Annotated in this window: 34 protein-coding genes and 1 pseudogene; 31 read left to right on the forward strand and 4 right to left on the reverse strand. The window is 47.2% G+C overall.

Translation table 11 applies throughout. The annotated features are described in order from the left end of the window. The 29 genes and pseudogenes from tuf to rplQ all read left to right on the forward strand — a co-directional run. Positions 1–262 (forward strand): annotated as a pseudogene (tuf, locus tag ACT6RZ_RS06475) (elongation factor Tu); the annotation flags it as partial. Between the two features lie 58 nt (positions 263–320). Continuing rightward, positions 321–629, forward strand: coding sequence for a 30S ribosomal protein S10 (gene rpsJ, locus ACT6RZ_RS06480; protein WP_018986280.1), 309 nt, complete (start codon positions 321–323; stop codon positions 627–629). Positions 630–767: 138 nt separating this feature from the next. Then, positions 768–1,418, forward strand: coding sequence for a 50S ribosomal protein L3 (rplC, locus tag ACT6RZ_RS06485; RefSeq protein WP_442584714.1), 651 nt, complete (start codon positions 768–770; stop codon positions 1,416–1,418). Further along, positions 1,418–2,044, forward strand: coding sequence for a 50S ribosomal protein L4 (gene rplD / locus ACT6RZ_RS06490; protein WP_379032507.1), 627 nt, complete (start codon positions 1,418–1,420; stop codon positions 2,042–2,044). Before rplC ends, rplD begins: the two co-directional genes overlap by 1 nt. After that, positions 2,041–2,355 (forward strand): 50S ribosomal protein L23, encoded by a 315-nt coding sequence (rplW, locus tag ACT6RZ_RS06495; protein ID WP_444701335.1) that lies wholly within the window; start codon positions 2,041–2,043, stop codon positions 2,353–2,355. The genes rplD and rplW overlap by 4 nt, the downstream gene beginning before the upstream one ends. Positions 2,356–2,366: 11 nt before the next feature. Next, the gene (gene rplB / locus ACT6RZ_RS06500; RefSeq protein WP_325241270.1) at positions 2,367–3,200 is read left to right on the forward strand and encodes a 50S ribosomal protein L2; all 834 of its coding nucleotides are present in this window, start codon (positions 2,367–2,369) and stop codon (positions 3,198–3,200) included. Between the two features lie 5 nt (positions 3,201–3,205). Beyond that, entirely contained in the window at positions 3,206–3,481 is a 276-nt protein-coding gene (gene rpsS, locus ACT6RZ_RS06505) for a 30S ribosomal protein S19 (RefSeq protein ID WP_055827137.1), read from the forward strand. A 9-nt stretch (positions 3,482–3,490) separates the two neighbouring features. Further along, positions 3,491–3,829 (forward strand): 50S ribosomal protein L22, encoded by a 339-nt coding sequence (gene rplV / locus ACT6RZ_RS06510; RefSeq protein ID WP_379032499.1) that lies wholly within the window; start codon positions 3,491–3,493, stop codon positions 3,827–3,829. Position 3,830: 1 nt separating this feature from the next. Continuing rightward, a complete protein-coding gene (gene rpsC, locus ACT6RZ_RS06515; RefSeq protein ID WP_444701336.1) occupies positions 3,831–4,544 on the forward strand; it encodes a 30S ribosomal protein S3 in 714 nt (237 codons plus the stop codon). Next, positions 4,528–4,944, forward strand: coding sequence for a 50S ribosomal protein L16 (gene rplP / locus ACT6RZ_RS06520; protein ID WP_055827127.1), 417 nt, complete (start codon positions 4,528–4,530; stop codon positions 4,942–4,944). The genes rpsC and rplP overlap by 17 nt, the downstream gene beginning before the upstream one ends. An 11-nt stretch (positions 4,945–4,955) precedes the next feature. Further along, positions 4,956–5,150 carry a 50S ribosomal protein L29 gene (gene rpmC / locus ACT6RZ_RS06525; RefSeq protein ID WP_055827124.1) on the forward strand — a complete coding sequence of 65 codons (195 nt, stop codon included), beginning with the start codon at positions 4,956–4,958 and terminating at the stop codon, positions 5,148–5,150. After that, positions 5,147–5,404: a 30S ribosomal protein S17 gene (gene rpsQ / locus ACT6RZ_RS06530; protein WP_444701337.1), complete on the forward strand. Its 258-nt coding sequence runs from the start codon at positions 5,147–5,149 to the stop codon at positions 5,402–5,404. The genes rpmC and rpsQ overlap by 4 nt, the downstream gene beginning before the upstream one ends. 205 nt (positions 5,405–5,609) lie before the next feature. After that, the gene (rplN, locus tag ACT6RZ_RS06535) at positions 5,610–5,978 is read left to right on the forward strand and encodes a 50S ribosomal protein L14 (RefSeq protein WP_019881229.1); all 369 of its coding nucleotides are present in this window, start codon (positions 5,610–5,612) and stop codon (positions 5,976–5,978) included. A 17-nt stretch (positions 5,979–5,995) separates the two neighbouring features. Beyond that, a complete protein-coding gene (gene rplX / locus ACT6RZ_RS06540) occupies positions 5,996–6,313 on the forward strand; it encodes a 50S ribosomal protein L24 (protein ID WP_444701338.1) in 318 nt (105 codons plus the stop codon). A gap of 8 nt (positions 6,314–6,321) precedes the next feature. Next, entirely contained in the window at positions 6,322–6,861 is a 540-nt protein-coding gene (gene rplE, locus ACT6RZ_RS06545) for a 50S ribosomal protein L5 (protein ID WP_379032490.1), read from the forward strand. Between the two features lie 3 nt (positions 6,862–6,864). Further along, complete coding sequence (gene rpsN, locus ACT6RZ_RS06550) at positions 6,865–7,170, forward strand: 30S ribosomal protein S14 (RefSeq protein ID WP_379032487.1); 306 nt, start codon at positions 6,865–6,867, stop codon at positions 7,168–7,170. A gap of 14 nt (positions 7,171–7,184) precedes the next feature. Next, complete coding sequence (gene rpsH, locus ACT6RZ_RS06555; protein ID WP_379032485.1) at positions 7,185–7,580, forward strand: 30S ribosomal protein S8; 396 nt, start codon at positions 7,185–7,187, stop codon at positions 7,578–7,580. 12 nt (positions 7,581–7,592) lie between these two features. Then, entirely contained in the window at positions 7,593–8,126 is a 534-nt protein-coding gene (rplF, locus tag ACT6RZ_RS06560) for a 50S ribosomal protein L6 (protein WP_444701339.1), read from the forward strand. Between the two features lie 60 nt (positions 8,127–8,186). Next, positions 8,187–8,540, forward strand: coding sequence for a 50S ribosomal protein L18 (gene rplR, locus ACT6RZ_RS06565; RefSeq protein WP_444701340.1), 354 nt, complete (start codon positions 8,187–8,189; stop codon positions 8,538–8,540). Positions 8,541–8,553: 13 nt separating this feature from the next. Then, on the forward strand, positions 8,554–9,060 hold the full coding sequence (gene rpsE, locus ACT6RZ_RS06570) for a 30S ribosomal protein S5 (protein ID WP_444701341.1): 507 nt from the start codon (positions 8,554–8,556) through the stop codon (positions 9,058–9,060). Between the two features lie 2 nt (positions 9,061–9,062). Beyond that, positions 9,063–9,260 (forward strand): 50S ribosomal protein L30, encoded by a 198-nt coding sequence (gene rpmD, locus ACT6RZ_RS06575; protein WP_325241244.1) that lies wholly within the window; start codon positions 9,063–9,065, stop codon positions 9,258–9,260. Continuing rightward, on the forward strand, positions 9,260–9,697 hold the full coding sequence (rplO, locus tag ACT6RZ_RS06580; RefSeq protein WP_444701342.1) for a 50S ribosomal protein L15: 438 nt from the start codon (positions 9,260–9,262) through the stop codon (positions 9,695–9,697). Before rpmD ends, rplO begins: the two co-directional genes overlap by 1 nt. Before the next feature lie 24 nt (positions 9,698–9,721). Then, positions 9,722–11,035: a preprotein translocase subunit SecY gene (secY, locus tag ACT6RZ_RS06585; RefSeq protein WP_379032474.1), complete on the forward strand. Its 1,314-nt coding sequence runs from the start codon at positions 9,722–9,724 to the stop codon at positions 11,033–11,035. A 111-nt stretch (positions 11,036–11,146) separates the two neighbouring features. After that, a complete protein-coding gene (gene rpmJ / locus ACT6RZ_RS06590) occupies positions 11,147–11,260 on the forward strand; it encodes a 50S ribosomal protein L36 (protein WP_325241676.1) in 114 nt (37 codons plus the stop codon). A gap of 110 nt (positions 11,261–11,370) precedes the next feature. Continuing rightward, complete coding sequence (gene rpsM / locus ACT6RZ_RS06595) at positions 11,371–11,733, forward strand: 30S ribosomal protein S13 (RefSeq protein WP_444701343.1); 363 nt, start codon at positions 11,371–11,373, stop codon at positions 11,731–11,733. A gap of 38 nt (positions 11,734–11,771) precedes the next feature. Continuing rightward, entirely contained in the window at positions 11,772–12,161 is a 390-nt protein-coding gene (gene rpsK, locus ACT6RZ_RS06600) for a 30S ribosomal protein S11 (protein ID WP_018986256.1), read from the forward strand. A 48-nt stretch (positions 12,162–12,209) separates the two neighbouring features. Then, complete coding sequence (gene rpsD / locus ACT6RZ_RS06605; RefSeq protein WP_444701344.1) at positions 12,210–12,839, forward strand: 30S ribosomal protein S4; 630 nt, start codon at positions 12,210–12,212, stop codon at positions 12,837–12,839. 56 nt (positions 12,840–12,895) lie between these two features. Then, on the forward strand, positions 12,896–13,882 hold the full coding sequence (locus ACT6RZ_RS06610; protein WP_055827085.1) for a DNA-directed RNA polymerase subunit alpha: 987 nt from the start codon (positions 12,896–12,898) through the stop codon (positions 13,880–13,882). Between the two features lie 32 nt (positions 13,883–13,914). Then, positions 13,915–14,304, forward strand: a complete 390-nt coding sequence (rplQ, locus tag ACT6RZ_RS06615; RefSeq protein ID WP_055827082.1) for a 50S ribosomal protein L17 — start codon at positions 13,915–13,917, stop codon at positions 14,302–14,304. 114 nt (positions 14,305–14,418) lie between these two features. Here rplQ and ACT6RZ_RS06620 read toward each other — a convergent pair whose 3' ends face one another. Further along, positions 14,419–14,652, reverse strand: a complete 234-nt coding sequence (locus tag ACT6RZ_RS06620; protein WP_444701345.1) for a glutaredoxin family protein — start codon at positions 14,650–14,652, stop codon at positions 14,419–14,421. A gap of 78 nt (positions 14,653–14,730) precedes the next feature. On the opposite strand from ACT6RZ_RS06620, the gene mgtE reads away from it, so the two are divergent. Together mgtE and ACT6RZ_RS06630 are read left to right on the forward strand one after the other, a co-directional pair. Then, entirely contained in the window at positions 14,731–16,188 is a 1,458-nt protein-coding gene (gene mgtE, locus ACT6RZ_RS06625) for a magnesium transporter (RefSeq protein WP_444701346.1), read from the forward strand. Between the two features lie 8 nt (positions 16,189–16,196). Further along, a complete protein-coding gene (locus tag ACT6RZ_RS06630) occupies positions 16,197–17,492 on the forward strand; it encodes a mechanosensitive ion channel family protein (RefSeq protein ID WP_444701347.1) in 1,296 nt (431 codons plus the stop codon). Positions 17,493–17,568: 76 nt separating this feature from the next. Here the strand turns inward: ACT6RZ_RS06630 and rpmG are convergent, their stop codons facing one another. The 3 genes from rpmG to dut form a co-directional block, all read right to left on the reverse strand. After that, positions 17,569–17,724 (reverse strand): 50S ribosomal protein L33, encoded by a 156-nt coding sequence (gene rpmG, locus ACT6RZ_RS06635; protein ID WP_011478679.1) that lies wholly within the window; start codon positions 17,722–17,724, stop codon positions 17,569–17,571. A gap of 32 nt (positions 17,725–17,756) precedes the next feature. Beyond that, entirely contained in the window at positions 17,757–17,993 is a 237-nt protein-coding gene (gene rpmB, locus ACT6RZ_RS06640; RefSeq protein WP_055827066.1) for a 50S ribosomal protein L28, read from the reverse strand. Positions 17,994–18,086: 93 nt separating this feature from the next. Then, entirely contained in the window at positions 18,087–18,539 is a 453-nt protein-coding gene (gene dut / locus ACT6RZ_RS06645; RefSeq protein WP_229007974.1) for a dUTP diphosphatase, read from the reverse strand. Positions 18,540–18,577 lie beyond the last annotated feature (38 nt).

Below are 18,577 nucleotides of genomic sequence, written 5' to 3' on the forward strand. Positions count from 1 at the left end.
GATCTACGTGTTGGGTAAAGATGAAGGTGGTCGTCATACGCCATTCTTCAACGGCTACCGTCCACAGTTCTACTTCCGTACTACTGACGTGACTGGTGCAGTTGAATTGCCAGCAGGTACCGAAATGGTGATGCCAGGTGACAACGTATCTATCTCAGTAGCGCTGATTGCGCCTATCGCGATGGAAGACGGCTTGCGCTTCGCTATCCGTGAAGGTGGTCGTACCGTTGGTGCTGGCGTTGTAGCCAAGATCATCGAATAATTGATTTTTATCGGCGGCAGGAATTTCCTGCCGCTTTTGCTCTTTTTAAGGAAAAAACATGGCAGCTCAAAAAATTCGTATCCGTCTGAAAGCATTTGACTATCGTTTGATCGATCAATCAGCTTTGGAGATCGTGGATACAGCGAAACGTACTGGTGCAGTTGTAAAAGGTCCGGTGCCATTGCCAACACGTATTGAGCGCTTTGATATTCTGCGTTCCCCGCACGTGAACAAAACTTCACGTGACCAGTTTGAAATCCGTACCCATCAGCGTCTGATGGACATCGTGGACCCTACAGACAAGACTGTAGATGCCTTGATGAAGCTGGATCTGCCAGCTGGTGTGGATGTAGAGATCAAGCTTTAATCAAAAAAGTTTGTCATTCCCGACTTGGCCTTCAAGTTGAAGGCTATTGTCAAATCAAGAATAGTTCGGTATAATCCGCGCTCTTCGGTGGACGGTCAATTGTAATCGTCCACTTTAAACTATTATAAGGAACTGATCATGAGCTTAGGGCTTATTGGTCGCAAGGTGGGCATGACCCGCATTTTTACAGAAGAAGGCGCAAGCGTTCCTGTAACAGTGCTGGAAGTGATCCCCAACCGCGTGACACAAGTAAAGACAGTTGCAACGGATGGCTATACAGGCCTGCAAGTTGCATACGGTGAGCGTCGTGCTAGCCGTATCAACAAAGCGTTGACTGGTCACTTTGCCAAAGCTGGCGTAACTGCCGGTGCTGGTATCAAAGAATTCAATGTGGTTGAAGATGTTCTGGCTAACTTCCAAGTCGGTGGAAATGTCACTGTTGATATTTTCTCTGTAGGTCAGTTGGTAGACGTGACAGGTACATCCATCGGTAAAGGTTTTGCCGGTGCGATCAAGCGTCACAACTTCTCCTCTAACCGTGCTTCTCACGGTAACTCTCGTTCACATAACGTACCGGGTTCTATCGGTATGGCGCAGGATCCGGGTCGAGTATTCCCTGGTAAGCGCATGCCTGGTCATTTGGGCGACGTTAAAGTCACTACCCAAAACCTGGAAATCGTGCGTGTAGACGTAGAGCGTAATCTGTTATTGATTAAAGGTTCCGTACCTGGCTCCAAAGGTGGCAATGTTGTTGTACGTCCAGCCATCAAAGCGAAAGGGGCTGCATAATGGAATTGAAGCTGATTGATCTGAACGGCAAAGTTGCTAAAAAAGGCGTAGATGCGTCTGATGTGACTTTCGGTCGTGAATTTAACGAATCTCTGGTGCACGAAGTAGTTGTTGCTTACATGGCGAATGCCCGTACAGCGACCCGCGCACAGAAGACACGTGCTACCGTTGCCCACACTACCCATAAGCCATATGCGCAAAAGGGTACTGGTAACGCTCGTGCTGGTATGACTTCCAGCCCGATCTGGCGCGGAGGTGGTCGTGCATTCCCTAACAGCCCTAACGAAAACTACAGCCACAAAGTAAACCGCAAGGCTTACCGTGCTGGTATGCAGACTATCTTGTCTGAACTGGTTCGTCAGGACAGGTTGAAAGTGGTTGATACGTTTACTATCGACACACCAAAAACAAAACAATTGGTCCAAAAAATCAATGCGCTGGGTGTAGATGGTGGTGTGTTGGTATTGATCGATGGTTTTGATGAGAATTTGTACTTGTCTTCCCGTAACCTTCCAAACGTTTTGGTAATTGAAGCGCAATTTGCTGACCCGGTCAGCCTGGTGCGTTTCCCTAACGTTTTGGTCACTGCTGGTGCAGTGAAAAAACTTGAGGAGATCTTGGCATGATTACCGCAGCAACCAAAGTTCAAGATCGTTTATTGCAAGTGATTTTGGCACCACAAATTACCGAGAAGGCAACGTTTATTGCTGACAAGCATCAGCAAATTGCTTTTAAAGTGCGTACTGATGCAACCAAGCCAGAAATCAAGGCTGCAGTTGAGTTGGTTTTCAAGGTCGAAGTGGCTTCTGTATCTGTGATTAACGTTGCAGGTAAAGTGAAGCGTGCTGGCCGCCGTGCTGGTAAGCGTAGTGACTGGAAAAAGGCTTATGTGAGCCTGAAGCCAGGTCAAGAAATTAATTTTGCAGCTGGCGAATAAGGAGAGAAGACATGGCATTAGTTAAAGTCAAACCAACTTCCCCCGGTCGTCGTGGTGTATTGAAGGTTGTCACACCTGATTTACACAAAGGTAAGCCTTACGCGCCGCTGTTGGAAAGTCAAAGTAAAAATGCTGGTCGTAATAACAACGGCCGCATTACAACCCGTCACCAAGGTGGTGGTCATAAGCAGCATTACCGTGTGATCGACTTCCGTCGTAACAAGGATGGTATTCCTGCAACTGTAGAGCGTATCGAGTACGATCCAAACCGTACAGCCAACATCGCGTTGCTGTGCTATGCGGATGGTGAGCGTCGTTACATCATCGCACCACGCGGCATTGCTGCCGGTGCGCAACTGGTGAGCGGTTCTGAAGCGCCTATCCGTGCTGGTAATGCATTGCCTTTGCGCAACATCCCGGTCGGTAGCACGATCCATTGTATCGAGATCCAGCCAGGTAAAGGCGCGCAGATCGCGCGTTCAGCCGGTACTTCTGTTCAGTTGCTGGCACGTGAAGGTGCTTATGCTCAGCTGCGTTTGCGTTCCGGTGAAGTTCGCCGTGTGCACGTAGACTGCAAGGCAACCTTGGGCGAAGTGGGTAACGAAGAGCATTCATTGCGTTCTATCGGTAAAGCCGGTGCGATGCGCTGGCGCGGTGTTCGCCCAACCGTACGTGGTGTGGTGATGAACCCGGTTGATCACCCGCACGGTGGTGGTGAAGGCCGTACTGCTGCTGGTATGAACCCGGTTTCACCATGGGGTCAGAAAACTAAGGGTTATCGTACACGTAAGAACAAGCGTACTGATAACATGCGCGTAAGTCGTCGTCCGAGAAATGTAAGGTAATCGCCATGGCACGTTCTGTTAAAAAAGGTCCATTCGTGGACGCTCACTTGGCTAAGAAAGTCGAAACTGCGTCAGCGAACCGCGATAGAAAACCAATCAAAACTTGGTCTCGCCGTTCGACTGTATTGCCTGACTTTATTGGTTTAACCATCGCAGTGCACAACGGTAGACAACATGTGCCTGTGTTGATTTCTGAAAACATGGTTGGTCACAAGCTTGGCGAATTTGCGTTGACACGCACGTTCAAAGGGCACGCGGCTGATAAAAAAGCGAAGAAGTAAGGGGCTGATATGCAAGTTACTGCAGTTTTAAAAGGCGTACACCTTTCTCCGCAAAAAGCGCGTTTGGTGGCCGACTTGGTACGTGGCAAAAAAGTGGATCACGCTTTGAATATTCTCGAGTTCACGCCTAAGCGTGGCGCCGAGATCATCAAAAAAGTGGTGCTGTCTGCGATTGCCAATGCCGAGCATAACAATGGGGCTGATATTGACGCATTGAAGGTGACTTCAATCTACGTTGATAAAGGTGTTGTCATGAAACGTATCCGTGCACGTGCAAAAGGTCGCGCTGGTCGTATTACGAAACCAACGTGTCACATTCATGTGACAGTCGGTGACTCAAAGGAATAATATGGGACAGAAAATTCATCCAATTGGGTTCCGTTTGAGCGTTCAGAAAAACTGGGCGTCACGTTGGTACTCAAATAGCCAGAACTTCCCGGCGATGTTGCAAGGCGACATCAAAGTGCGCGAGTTCTTGAACAAGAAACTGGCTAGCGCTGCTGTGAGCAAGATCATCATCGAGCGCCCGGCTAAAAACGCAAAAATCACTATTCACAGTGCCCGTCCAGGTGTTGTGATCGGTAAAAAAGGTGAAGACATCGAGTCTTTGCGTTCTACTCTGCAAGGGTTGATGGGCGTGCCTGTTCACCTGAACATTGAAGAAGTGCGTAAGCCAGAATTAGATGCAACATTGATCGCACAATCGATTGCGCAGCAATTGGAAAAACGCGTGATGTTCCGTCGTGCCATGAAACGTGCCATGCAAAACGCCATGCGTTTGGGCGCACAGGGCATCAAGATCATGAGTTCCGGTCGTTTGAACGGTATCGAGATCGCGCGTACCGAGTGGTATCGTGAAGGCCGTGTGCCTCTCCATACACTGCGTGCTGATATCGACTACGGTGTGGCAGAAGCTTCTACCACCTACGGTATTATCGGAATTAAAGTTTGGGTATTCAAAGGCGAGATTTTTGACAACAACGCTGCTAACGCTGCAGTTGCTGATGTTGAGCCAGAGAAAAAAGTAAGAAAGCCGAGGGCTAAAGATGCTGCAACCAGCTAGACAGAAATACCGCAAGATGCAAAAGGGTCGCAATAAAGGTATTGCGACTACTGGTAACAAGGTAAGCTTTGGTGAATTTGGTTTGAAAGCGATTGGTCGTGGTCGTTTGACCGCACGCCAGATCGAAGCTGCACGTCGTGTGATGACTCGTCACATTAAACGTGGTGGCCGCGTTTGGATCCGTGTGTTTCCTGATCAGCCAATTTCCAAAAAACCTGCTGAAGTGCGTATGGGTAATGGTAAAGGTAGTGTTGATTACTACATCGCTCAAATTCAGCCAGGCAAAATGTTGTACGAGATGGATGGCGTGAGCGAAGAGTTGGCTCGCGAAGCTTTCAAATTGGCTGCTGCTAAGTTGCCGATTGAAACTACATTCATGACCCGTCAAATCGGCAGTTAAGGAGTAGTTAAATGAAAGCTTCAGAATTTAGAGCAAAGTCAGCTGAAGAGCTGAACACCGAGTTGGTTGAGTTGCGTCGCGCACAGTTTTCACTGCGCATGCAACTGGCTACTCAACAATTGAACAAAGCAGATCAGCTGGGTAAAGTGCGTAAAGATGTAGCTCGCGTGAAGACCGTGTTGGCTGAGAAGGCGAAACAGGCATGATGACTGAAAAAGCGAAAGTAGTACGCACTTTGACTGGCCGCGTAGTGAGCAACAAGATGGATAAAACCGTTGTTGTGCTTGTTGAGCGTAAAGTTAAGCATCCTCTGATTGGTAAAGTGGTTTCTAAATCAAATAAATTTCATGCACATGATGAAGCGAATGCATGCAATGAAGGCGATTTGGTCACAATTACTGAATCACGCCCATACTCCAAGACCAAGTCTTGGATAGTAAGCAAAATCGAAGCTAAATAAGGCTTCAAAATATAAAACTGGAAAAGCGCTTGTCATAAGCGTTTTTTTGGTTGTATAATGTTGGACTTTTCGGTGCCCGCCTTAGATGGCATGTAGCTGGCACCCCAATACTGACCGTGGTCTATTGGCCGAAAATGTTCTTGAATGAAAATTCAAAGCAACGGCTGGTAGTGGTTATAACGGATTAAGTTGGAGATTATTTCTCATGATTCAAATGCAATCTCGGCTCGAAGTAGCCGATAACACTGGTGCGCGTTCCGTGCAGTGTATCAAGGTCTTGGGTGGTTCCAAGCGTCGTTATGCCAGCATTGGCGACATCATCAAGGTCAGCATTAAAGATGCTGCCCCACGTGGTCGCGTCAAAAAAGGTGAGATCTACAACGCTGTGGTTGTGCGTACTGCCAAAGGTGTGCGGCGCCCAGATGGTTCTTTAGTTAAATTCGATGCCAATGCTGCAGTCTTGTTGAACAACAAGCTTGAGCCGATTGGTACACGTATTTTTGGCCCGGTGACACGTGAGTTGCGCAGTGAGCGCTTCATGAAGATCGTTTCATTAGCGCCTGAAGTGCTGTAATAGGCAGGAGACGATAAATGAGCAAAATTCGCAAAGGTGACCAAGTCATTTTGAATACAGGTAAAGACGCAGGTAAAACAGGTGCTGTTTTAAACGTCTTGCCAACCGGCCATGTAGTGGTGGAAGGCTTGAATGTGGTTAAAAAGCACACTCGCCCTAACCCTATGCGTGGTGTTACTGGTGGCATTATCAGCAAGGAAATGCCTTTGGATATTTCCAACGTTGCAATCTTTAACAGTGCAACTAAAAAAGCTGATCGTGTTGGTTTTAAGGTACTCGAAGATGGTCGCAAGATTCGTGTTTACAAATCTAGCGGCGAGTCGATCGACGCATAGGAATACATATGGCACGTTTAAAACAATACTATAAAGATACAGTGGTTTCCAAATTGACAGAACAATTTGGCTACACCTCCTCAATGCAGGTGCCACGTATCGAAAAAATCACCCTGAACATGGGTGTAGGCGAAGCAGTGGCTGACAAGAAAGTCATGGAAAACGCTGTTTCCGATATGGAAAAAATCGCTGGTCAAAAACCTATCGTGACCAAGGCTAAAAAGTCTGTGGCTGCGTTTAAGATCCGTGATGACTATCCTGTTGGTTGTAAAGTCACATTGCGCCGCGAGCGTATGTATGAATTCCTGGATAGGCTGATTACTGTGGCTATCCCACGTATTCGTGACTTCCGTGGTATTTCAGGCAAGTCCTTTGATGGCCGTGGTAACTACAACATGGGTGTTAAAGAGCAGATCATTTTCCCGGAAATCGAATACGACAAGATCGATGCCCTGCGCGGAATGAACATCACCATTACCACGACAGCTCAAACAGATGAAGAAGCAAAAGCACTGTTGGCTGCATTTAGTTTCCCCTTTAGAGGTTAAGTCATGGCAAAAGTATGTATGACAGAGCGCGAACAGAAGCGTCGCGAAACCGTAAAAAAATATGCAGCCAAACGTGCTGAATTGGTTGAGATCATTAACAACCAATCTGCAAGCGTTGAAGATCGTTTCGCTGCACGTTCGAAATTGCAAAGTTTGCCACGTAATTCCAGCCCGGTGCGTACACGTAACCGTTGTGCATTGACTGGTCGTCCACGTGGTGTGTTCAGTAAATTTGGTATCGCACGTAATGAGTTGCGTAAGTTGATGATGGCTGGTCATGTACCAGGCGTCACCAAGGCCAGCTGGTAACGGAGGAATAGAACATGAGTATGAGTGATCCGATTGCCGATATGTTGACCCGTATTCGTAACGCGCAACGTACGAATAAGCCATCAGTTTCAATGCCTGCGTCTAAAGTTAAAGGCGCCATTGCAAACGTACTGAAAGATGAAGGTTACATTGAAGATTTTAACGTTCAAGACAACGAAGGTAAGCCTGTTTTGAACATCAGCCTGAAGTACTACGCCGGTCGTCCAGTAATTGAGAAGATCGAGCGTGTGTCTAAGCCAGGTCTGCGTATATACAAAGGTAGTCAAAACATTCCTCGAGTGATGAACGGTTTAGGTGTAACCATCGTTTCTACCTCTAAGGGTGTAATGACTGATCGTAAAGCACAAGCTGCCGGTATCGGTGGTGAAGTTTTGTGCATCGTGGCCTAAGAGGAGTTTGATATGTCACGTGTTGCTAAAAATCCGGTTGCGATTCCTGCCAAGGTAGAAGTCGTAATCTCTCCAGCCGAGATCGCAGTGAGCGGTCCTCTGGGTAAATTAAACCAGGCGCTGTCTGCAGATATCTCTGTGACGCGTGATGGCGAACAGCTGTTGGTGAAAGCCAACAATGAAACACAGCATGCGCGAGCAATGTCTGGAACTATACGTGCCTTGCTGGCAAATATGGTGTTAGGTGTTTCTGCTGGCTTTACCCGTAAATTGACACTGATTGGTGTGGGTTACAAAGCTAATGCTCAGGGTTCAACATTGAACCTGGAGTTAGGTTACTCTCATCCGATCAACCACAAAATGCCTGAAGGCGTGACTGTGCAGACACCAACACCGACAGAAGTCGTGTTGACTGGTGCCAACAAGCAAGTGCTTGGCCAGGTTGCTGCCCAGATCCGTGGTTACCGTGCTCCTGAGCCATATAAAGGCAAAGGCGTGCGTTATGCGGATGAAGTGGTCGTCATTAAAGAGACCAAGAAAAAATAAGTAAAGCACTTCTAGGTTAGAAATAGCCTGAACAGTGAATCAATATTAAAGGTAAATTCAATGAAAAACGTTAATAACCGATTGCGCAGAGCACGTAAAACCCGTGCCAAAATCGCCGAGTTAAAAGTGACACGTTTGAGTGTACATCGCACCAATACTAATATCTATGCGCAGATCATCACAGAAACAGGTGATCGCATATTGGCGAGTGCATCTACCGTTGAGGCGGAAGTGCGTCAACAACTGAAAAATGGTGGCAACATCGAAGCTGCAACCTTGATTGGCAAACGTATCGCTGAAAAAGCTGTAAAAGCAGGCATCACTGACGTTGCTTTTGATCGTTCAGGCTACAAGTATCACGGTCGTATTAAAGCTTTGGCTGACGCTGCCCGTGAACATGGTCTCAAATTCTAATAGGTGATGAATAATGGCTAAAGATTTTGAACAGCAGCAAACAGACGGTTTGCGTGAAAAAATGATTACTGTTAACCGTGTAAGTAAAACGGTTAAGGGTGGTCGTATCATGAGCTTCGCTGCATTGACCGTGGTTGGTGATGGTGACGGCACTGTGGGTATGGGTAAAGGTAAAGCACGTGAAGTGCCAGTGGCTGTACAAAAAGCCATGGATGAAGCCCGCCGCAGCATGGTAAAAGTGAATTTGAAGAATGGTACTTTGCATCATACAGTTACTGGTGTACACGGTGCTGCTAAAGTACTGATCCTGCCTGCCTCTGAAGGTACCGGTATTATTGCTGGTGGCACGATGCGCGCTATTTTTGAAGTGATGGGTATCACAAACGTGATTGCTAAGAGTCTTGGTTCTTCCAACCCTTACAATCTGGTGCGTGCAACCTTGAACGGTCTGGCTTCCATGAACACACCAGCTGAAATTGCTGCTAAACGTGGCAAGACCTTAGAAGAAATCAGAGGTTAATCATGGCTAAAGCGAAAAAAGAAAACGCTAACTTGAAAGTAACGTTAGTAAGAAGTTTAATTGGTCGTATTGAAGCGCATAAAGCGACAGTACGTGGCTTGGGTCTGCGTCGTATGCATCACACTGTTGAAGTGCAAGATACGCCAGAAATCCGCGGCATGATCAATGCTGTAAGCTATCTTTTAAAGGTTGAAGCATAATGCAATTGAACACGATTAAGCCTGCAGAAGGCGCTAAAAAGGAACGTCGTCGTTTAGGTCGTGGCATTGGCTCCGGTTTGGGTAAAACTGGTGGTCGTGGTCACAAAGGTCAAAAGTCACGTGCCGGTGGTTTCCACAAGGTAGGTTTCGAAGGTGGTCAAATGCCTTTGCAACGTCGTTTGCCTAAACGTGGTTTCAATTCTTTGACCCATGCTGATACCGCACGTATTCGTACTAGCGAACTGTCTTTGGTTGAAGTGGAAGTGATAGACATTTTGGCATTGAAAGCAGCCAAACTGGTTCCGGCTTCTGTGAAATTCGTCAAAGTGTATTTGTCTGGTGACGTGACTACTAAAGTACAGGTTCAAGGTTTGTTGTTGACCAAAGGTGCTAAAGCAGCCATCGAATCCGCTGGCGGCAAAGTACTCGAAGTTTAATTGTTGTCATAAGAGAGTATCAGCTTGGCACAGGATAATATTTTAAGTTCCGTAGGCAAACTTGGCGAATTAAAAGCCCGTTTGTGGTTCTTGTTGGGGGCACTGATCGTTTATCGACTCGGTGCTCATATTCCAGTGCCAGGCATTGACCCTACTGTGTTGAAGCAATTATTCGACACACAAAAGGATGGCATTCTGGGCATGTTTAACATGTTCTCTGGTGGTGCATTATCACGTTTTACCGTGTTTGCCCTGGGGATCATGCCTTACATCTCTGCTTCCATCATCATGCAGTTGCTGACTGTGGTTTCACCACAGTTAGAACAGCTGAAAAAAGAAGGTGAAGCTGGCCGTCGTCAAATCACCAAATACACACGCTACGGCACTGTGTTGCTGGCGACTTTTCAGGCACTTGGCATTGCCATTGCGCTGGAAGGGCAGGCTGGTCTGGTGCTTGATCCAGGTTTGGCTTTCCGCATCACTGCGGTAACCACACTGGTGGCAGGCACCATGTTTTTGATGTGGCTGGGTGAGCAGATCACTGAGCGCGGCATTGGTAACGGTATTTCGATTATCATTTTTGCCGGTATCGTAGCAGGTCTGCCACATGCCATTGGCAGTACTTTAGATTTGGCAAAAACAGGTGCGTTCTCTATTCCATTAGTGATCTTCCTGTTTGTTGCAGTGATTTTAGTTACGGCATTGGTGGTTTTCGTAGAACGTGGTCAACGCAAGATCACTGTGAACTATGCCAAGCGTCAGGTCGGTAACCGTATCTACGGTGGCCAATCGACCCATCTGCCGTTGAAGCTGAATATGTCAGGTGTGATTCCACCGATCTTCGCTTCAAGTATTATTTTGTTCCCAGCCACCCTGGCGGGTTGGTTCGGAAGTAGTGAGCATATGTATTGGTTGAAGGATGTCAGTGCCAAACTGTCACCAGGTCAGCCATTGTATATTCTGTTGTTTGCAGCTGCGATCCTGTTCTTTGCGTTCTTCTATACCGCTTTGGTGTTCAACCCCAAAGAAACGGCAGATAACCTGAAGAAGAGCGGTGCTTTTGTACCGGGCATCCGTCCTGGTGATCAAACGGCAAAATATATAGACAGAATTATGGGACGTTTGACGCTGATCGGTGCGTTGTATATCACGCTGGTTTGTCTGTTGCCGGAATTTCTGGTGTTGAAGTTCAATACACCATTCTATTTTGGTGGTACGTCATTGCTGATTATTGTTGTGGTCACCATGGACTTTATGACGCAGGTGCAATCACACCTGATGTCTCAGCAATATGAAGGTTTGCTCAAAAAAGCAAATTTTAAAGGATCTGGTCGCTAGATTTGCAGCCTGCCAGCTGGCAGAGTTGCTGCAAAGATAACGCTAAATGATTTAACCCGTGCGTGAATAGACATTCCGCACAAAGTAAGTGAATTAACTAAAGGAAATAAGATGAGAGTTCGCGCATCAGTTAAAGCATTGTGCCGTAACTGTAAAGTGGTAAGACGTCGCGGTGTTGTTCGTGTTATTTGTACAGACCCACGTCATAAACAACGTCAAGGTTAATTGGTATAACAATTTCTTGTGAGGGTAGGGATAGGCTGATATAATATGCGGCTTTTCTTTTCTACGCACAAGTTTGATCGTGATGAACGATTGATTATTGGAGTTTAAGTATGGCTCGTATTGCCGGGGTAAATATCCCAAACCACAAACATGCGGAAATCGCTTTAACATCGATCTACGGTATCGGCCGTAATACTGCACAGAAGATCTGTGCAGCTGCTGGTGTACTGACGACAGTGAAGATCAAAGATCTGAGCGATGCAGAAGTGGAAAAGTTGCGTGACGAAGTTGCGAAGTTCACTGTAGAAGGTGACTTGCGCCGCGAAGTAACCATGAACATCAAGCGTTTGATGGATCTGGGTTGCTACCGTGGTATCCGTCATCGTCGCGGTTTGCCAGTGCGCGGACAGCGTACCAAGACCAATGCGCGTACGCGTAAAGGTCCTGTCAAGGCCATCAAGCAAGCTAAATAATCTCTTTGAACATTAGTAGATATTAAGGACAGTACAACATGGCAAAAGCTAATGTACGCGTTAGAAAAAAAGTTAAAAAGAACATTGCCGAGGGTATCGCTCACGTGCACGCTTCTTTTAACAACACGATTATTACGATTACCGATCGTCAAGGCAATGCATTGTCATGGGCTACTTCCGGTGGTCAGGGTTTTAAAGGTTCACGTAAGAGTACTCCATTTGCAGCACAGGTTGCTTCTGAAGTAGCTGGTAAAGCTGCTCAGGAATCTGGCGTTAAGAATCTGGAAGTTCGCATCAAGGGCCCAGGCCCAGGTCGTGAATCTGCAGTACGTGCATTGAATGCTGCTGGTTTCAAAATCACTAGCATCACCGATGTTACACCAGTGCCGCACAACGGTTGCCGTCCACCTAAAAAACGCAGGATTTAATTCATTTCGCTGATCGAATGGTCGGCGAATCGATTAATGGAGAATATTTTGGCTAGAAATCTAGACCCTAAATGCCGCCAGTGCCGTCGTGAAGGTGAGAAGTTGTTTCTAAAAGCTGAAAAATGCTTTACAGACAAATGCGCAATCGAAAAGCGTAACTTCGCACCAGGTCAACACGGCCAACGCCGTGTAGCCCGTATGTCGGACTACGGTGTGCAATTGCGTGAAAAACAAAAAGTGCGTCGTATCTACGGAGTATTGGAAGGTCAATTCCGTGCTTACTACGCTAAAGCAGATGGTCAAAAAGGAATTACCGGCGAGTGCTTATTGCAATTGCTGGAATCACGTTTAGACAATGTAGCTTATCGTATGGGGCTGGCAGGTTCGCGTTCCGAAGCTCGTCAGGTTGTACGCCATAACAGCATTCTGGTGAATGGCAAACGTGTGAACATCCCTTCTTACCAGGTTAAAGCAGGTGATGTGATCAGTGTTTCACAAAAGGCTAAATCGCAATTGCGTATTACAGCTGCAGTTGAAGCAGCTGGGCAACGCGGCTTTCCTGAGTGGTTGGACGTCAACATCAAGGCATTGAGTGGTATGTACAAGGCTAAGCCTCAGCGTGATGCGTTGCCAGTTACCATTAATGAGTCATTGATCGTTGAGTTGTATTCTAAGTAATCACTTAGTCCAGGCTAAGGTTTATTTGTTTATACCCAATTACTCCAAGGAAATATATGCAAAATAGCCCTACAGAATATTTGAAGCCACGCGTAGTAGACGTTGAGGTCATTAATCCTCTGCGTGCGCGTGTGACTTTAGAACCAATGGAGCGCGGCTTCGGCTATACATTGGGTAACGCTTTAAGAAGAGTGCTTTTATCTTCTATCCCAGGCTTTGCCATTACTGAAGTTAAAATCGATGGCGTAGTACATGAGTACTCCACGATTGAAGGCGTTCAGGAAGATGTTGTTGATATCTTGCTGAACCTTAAAGGTGTTGCATTAAAACTGCACAACAAAACTGAAACCATCTTGGTATTAAGCAAGTCTGGTGAAGGTATTGTGACTGCAGGTGACTTTGAAGTTGGTCATGATGCTGAAATCGTCAACCCGAATCACGTGATCGCGCATATCACCAAAGGTGGTAAGCTGAATCTGGAAGTGAAGATCGAAATGGGTCGTGGTTATCAGCCTGTGCCAGCACGCCAGAAAGCAAACGATGAAGACCGCGTGTTGGGCTTCATGATGGTCGATGCTTCTTTCAGCCCGATCAACAAGGTGAGCTACCATGTTGAGAGTGCACGTGTTGAGCAACGTACTGACTTGGACAAGCTGATTATGGACGTTGAAACCAACGGCATCATCGAGCCAGAACAAGCCATACGCGATGCAGCACGTATCCTGATCGGCCAGTTGTCAGTATTTGCAAATCTGGAAGGCGCTTCTGCTGATGTAGAAGTAAAAGCTGCACCACAGGTTGATCCTATCCTGTTGCGTCCAGTGGATGATCTGGAATTGACAGTACGTTCTGCCAACTGCCTCAAAGCGGAAAACATTTTTTACATTGGTGATTTGATTCAACGTACAGAAAACGAGCTGTTAAAAGCTCCGAACCTGGGCAGAAAATCATTGAATGAAATTAAAGACGTGTTGGCCTCCAAAGGCTTGACACTTGGAATGAAGCTGGAAAACTGGCCACCTGTTGGCTTGGAAAAAGCTTAATTTCTAATAAGATAAATACTTAAGGAATTACTATGCGTCACGGTAATAGCAATCGTAAATTGAACAGAACAAGTAGCCACCGCGCTGCTATGTTCCGCAACATGGTGACCTCTTTGCTGCGTCACGAAGTCATCAAGACTACTTTGCCAAAAGCAAAAGAACTGCGTAAATATGCAGAGCCTTTGATCACTCTGGGTAAAACACCTACACTGGCAAATCGTCGCCTGGCTTTTAGCCGTTTGCGTGACCGTGATATCGTTGGCAAATTGTTCGGTGAACTGGGCCCACGTTACAACGCACGTAATGGTGGTTACCTGCGTATCCTGAAATGTGGTTTCCGCAACGGCGACAATGCACCAATGGCATTTGTTGAGTTGGTTGACCGCCCGGAAATTGCTGAAGCACCAGCAGCTGCAGAATAATTCCTGCCGCAATTTTCAAGTAAAAAAGCCAGCATTGCTGGCTTTTTTGTTTTTCAGGGCATTATCACTTTCGAATTCTAAACAATGATTGTTTGCCTGATCTGCAGCAGGCGTTTATTTGTGAGCACTCAGCCATTGAGTGACCTGCTCTGTATTGAATGGCCAGTACAAGTAGCTTTCGCCTGCGCCCTGCAGTACTGGAATGCTGGTGGCAAACTTCTCCAGCAGGCGATTGTCATCAATAATGTCTATTGTTTGGTAAGACAGCGCCAGGGCCTGCAACACCCGCTCTGCATCGTCACATAAGTGACAGCCCAGGGTGCCATATAAAATCAAGTGCTTGTGCATAAATCGCTAGGTAGTGTCATCAACGCTTTGTACAATATTACCTGTAAAAAATAAACCCTGCTCAACATTGGAATAGGCATGACTGAAATTCGTGAACATGATGAGAAGGTGAATGAAAGCAAGGAGAGCCTGAGCGAAACGCTGCAACAGGTGATTCACTTGCTCGGCAAGCACAAGCTGGTAGAGCATGTCGTGCACAAGCAGGATATGCCTAACCACGGCCTGGTTGAGTCACTGGTCCATAAACAAAACCTGAATATCCTGCAGCACAAGCTTGATCAGCTGCATCCGGCTGACGTGGCCTATATCCTCGAGTCACTGCCTTTGGATGACAGGCTCATGGTGTGGGACCTGGTCAAGGCCGAGCGGGATGGCGAGATCCTGCTGGAAGCGTCTGATGCAGTGCGGCAGACGCTGATCGCGGACATGGACAGCGAGGAGCTGCTGGCTGCGGCCGAACAGCTGAATACCGATGAGCTGGCTGACCTGGCGCCCGACCTGCCAAAAGACGTATTGCAGGACTTGATGTACAGCCTGGATACGCAAAACCGCGAGCGTCTGCAATCTGCGCTGTCGTATCCCGAAGACACGGTAGGTGCGATCATGGATTTTGATATTGTCACCATTCGTGACGATATCACTTTAGAAGTGGTATTACGCTACCTGCGCCGGCTACCTAAATTCCCCGACCATACCGATAAATTGTTCGTCATTAATCGCGACGACATCCTGCAAGGCGTGCTGCCTCTTAAACGTATCATTCTGAACGATCCGGAAACTGCAGTTGGCGACATCATGTCTACCGATGCGGTGGTTTTTCACCCTGAAGATATGTCCGACCAGGCGGCGATGGCGTTCGAGCGTTATGACCTGGTGACAGCGCCGGTGGTGGATAATAACCGCAAGCTGGTAGGACGTATCACCGTCGATACCGTGATGGATATCATCCGGGAAGAAGCGGAAGCGGATATGCTCTCCTGGGCTGGTCTGCGCGAAGAGGAAGACTTCTTTGCCTCGATCTGGAAATCAGTACAAAACCGCTGGGCCTGGCTGGCGATCAACCTGGTCACAGCATTGGTCGCATCGCGCGTGATCGGCCTGTTTGAAGACAGTATAGAAAAGATCGTGGCGCTGGCCGCATTGATGCCTATCGTAGCCGGGATAGGCGGTAACTCAGGTAACCAGACCTCGACCATGATAGTGCGCGGTCTCGCACTAGGGCAGATATCCAGCTACCACATGAAATCGCTATTGCAAAAAGAGCTGGGCGTGGCATTGCTCAACGGTTTGCTATGGGGCGGCGTGCTGGGCGTCATTTCCTATATGTTATATGGCAGTTACGCTTTAGGCCTGGTGATGATGTCGGCAATGACATTGAATCTGCTGTTAGCTGCAGTCAATGGTGTGATGATTCCGCTGGTGATGAATAAACTGGGGCGGGATCCTGCGGTGGGCACCAGTGTCATGATCACAGCTATTACCGACAGCGGCGGTTTTCTTATATTCCTTGGTTTGGCAACCATCATTTTGTTATAGATTGAATAATGGATAACGATATCAACTTCCTCTGGAAAGAGATCGCTCAGGATTTTAGTACTGCTTCTGCCTTGTGGCAGTTATTGGTGGTGGGGTGCATTCTTGCTGTGAGTGGCTTGCTTAATTGGCATCTGCGTAAGCAGATCCAGGCTGGCCGGGTAAATGTGGTTTACAAAATGCTACTGGGTGGCATTCAACGCCTGTTTTTTCCTTTTGTCGGCTTTTTGTTATTGGTGATCGCGCGCTACTCGTTACAACACTGGATGCATGTAGGCTTGATCCGGTTGGCCGCGCGTATGCTGCTGGCCATGATCATCATTCGTAGCGTTGTGTATGTGCTGCGCTATGTGTTTTCTCCAAGCGCCTGGTTGCATTCGTTTGAACGTGTGATCGGCTGGACTGTTTGGGTGATAGTCGCCTTGCATATAGGCGGCTTCCTCGACCCTGTATTGCAGGTGCTTGAGGATGTGCAATTCAGTGTCGGCAAGCAAAAATTAGATCTGCTACTGCTGATTCAAGGCGGATTAACCATCATTATTACCATGCTGGTCGCCTTGTGGCTGAGCCGTATGCTAGAGCTGCGACTGATGGCCTCGGAGAAAATCGATAGCAACTGGCGTGTCATCATGGTCAAGCTGGTGCGTATGGTGGCGATCGTGATCGCCTTGCTGATGTCTTTGGCCGCTGTAGGTATTGATGTCACCATGCTATCGGTATTTGGTGGTGCTCTGGGTGTGGGTCTGGGTTTTGGCTTACAGAAGATCGCCAGCAACTATGTGAGTGGTTTTATTATCCTGATGGATAAGTCACTACATATGGGCGATATCGTGACCATACGCGGTTTCTATGGCATGGTGGGAGAGCTGCGCTCGCGCTATATTGTCTTGCGCAAGCTGGATGGAACTGAATTCATCATCCCTAATGAAACCATCATCACGGACGTGGTGATTAATCATACCTCTGCAGCGCACAAAGCAAAGGTGCCGGTTTCGGTGCAGATCTCCTATGAAAGCGATCTTGATTTAGCCATCAAACTTTTACAAGAAGTTGGTAGAACGCATGAGCGCACTATCAGAGATGACAGTGCGGTAGAGGTGATCATCAAATCATTCGGTCAGTATGGAATTGATCTGCAGTTGGCGATAGGCGTGCTTAATCCTGAAGAAGGCACCGCCAAGCTGCAAAGTGAGGTCTATTACGAGATCTGGCAGCGCTTTAAAGCGAATAATATTCAGATCCCATACCCACAGCAGGATGTGCGCATTATTTCCGGCCAGGGCGCGTTTAATGCGGCTACAGAGTAACTAAAGATCAGTTGAAGTTACAGCCAATAAAAAAGCCTGCATATGCAGGCTTTTTTATTTAAGCAGTCAGAAACAGTTATTTCAATTTTGTTTCTTTGTACAGTACATGCTTGCGAGCAACTGGATCAAATTTCTTGATCTCCATTTTCTCAGGCATGGTACGTTTGTTTTTAGTAGTGGTATAGAAATGACCTGTACCAGCACTTGATTCCAATTTGATTTTTTCACGCATGATAATATCCTTTGCAGACTAAATGTCGCGAGTTAGATTTTTTCGCCAGCTGCACGCAAATCAGCCAACACAGCGTCGATACCATTTTTGTCGATAGTACGCAAAGCAGCGTTAGTAATACGCATTTTTACCCAGCGATTTTCGCTCTCAACCCAGAACTTACGGTTCTGCAAGTTAGGCAAGAAACGGCGTTTTGTTTTGTTTTGTGCGTGAGAAACATTGTTACCCACCATCGGCTTTTTGCCTGTTACCTGACATACACGTGCCATGGTTATCTCCAAATACTTTATCTTTTTCAGAAAGAGCGAGATTATAGAATGAAAAGCAAGACTAAATCAAGCAATTGTTATGCATTTTAGTGATTAATGTTTTCCTGTGCTACCAAAGCCGCCTTCACCGCGTTCACTCGAGGTAAATTCATCCACAATATGAAAATCTGCTTGCACTACCGGCACGATCACCATCTGCGCGATACGCTCCAGCGGATTCAGAATAAATGCCTCTTTACCACGGTTCCAGCATGAAACCAGCAGCTGGCCCTGGTAATCTGAATCGATCAGCCCGACCAGGTTGCCCAGCACGATACCGTGCTTATGGCCCAGTCCGGAGCGCGGCAGGATCAGGGCGGCATAATAGGCGTTATCAATGTGAATCGCCATGCCGGTGGGGATCATGATGGTTTCACCCGGCTGTATGGTTTGCGTATGCTCGATACAGGCGCGCAAATCAAGCCCTGCAGAACCAGGCGTCGCATAGGTCGGCATCATGTGGTGCAGGCGCGGGTCGAGGATTTTGAGGTCTACAGTAATTGACATATTCGCTCCAAAAATATTGCGCTATTAAAGCATGAAAC

This window comes from Methylophilus sp. (genome assembly GCF_052437885.1).
GTDB lineage: Bacteria > Pseudomonadota > Gammaproteobacteria > Burkholderiales > Methylophilaceae > Methylophilus.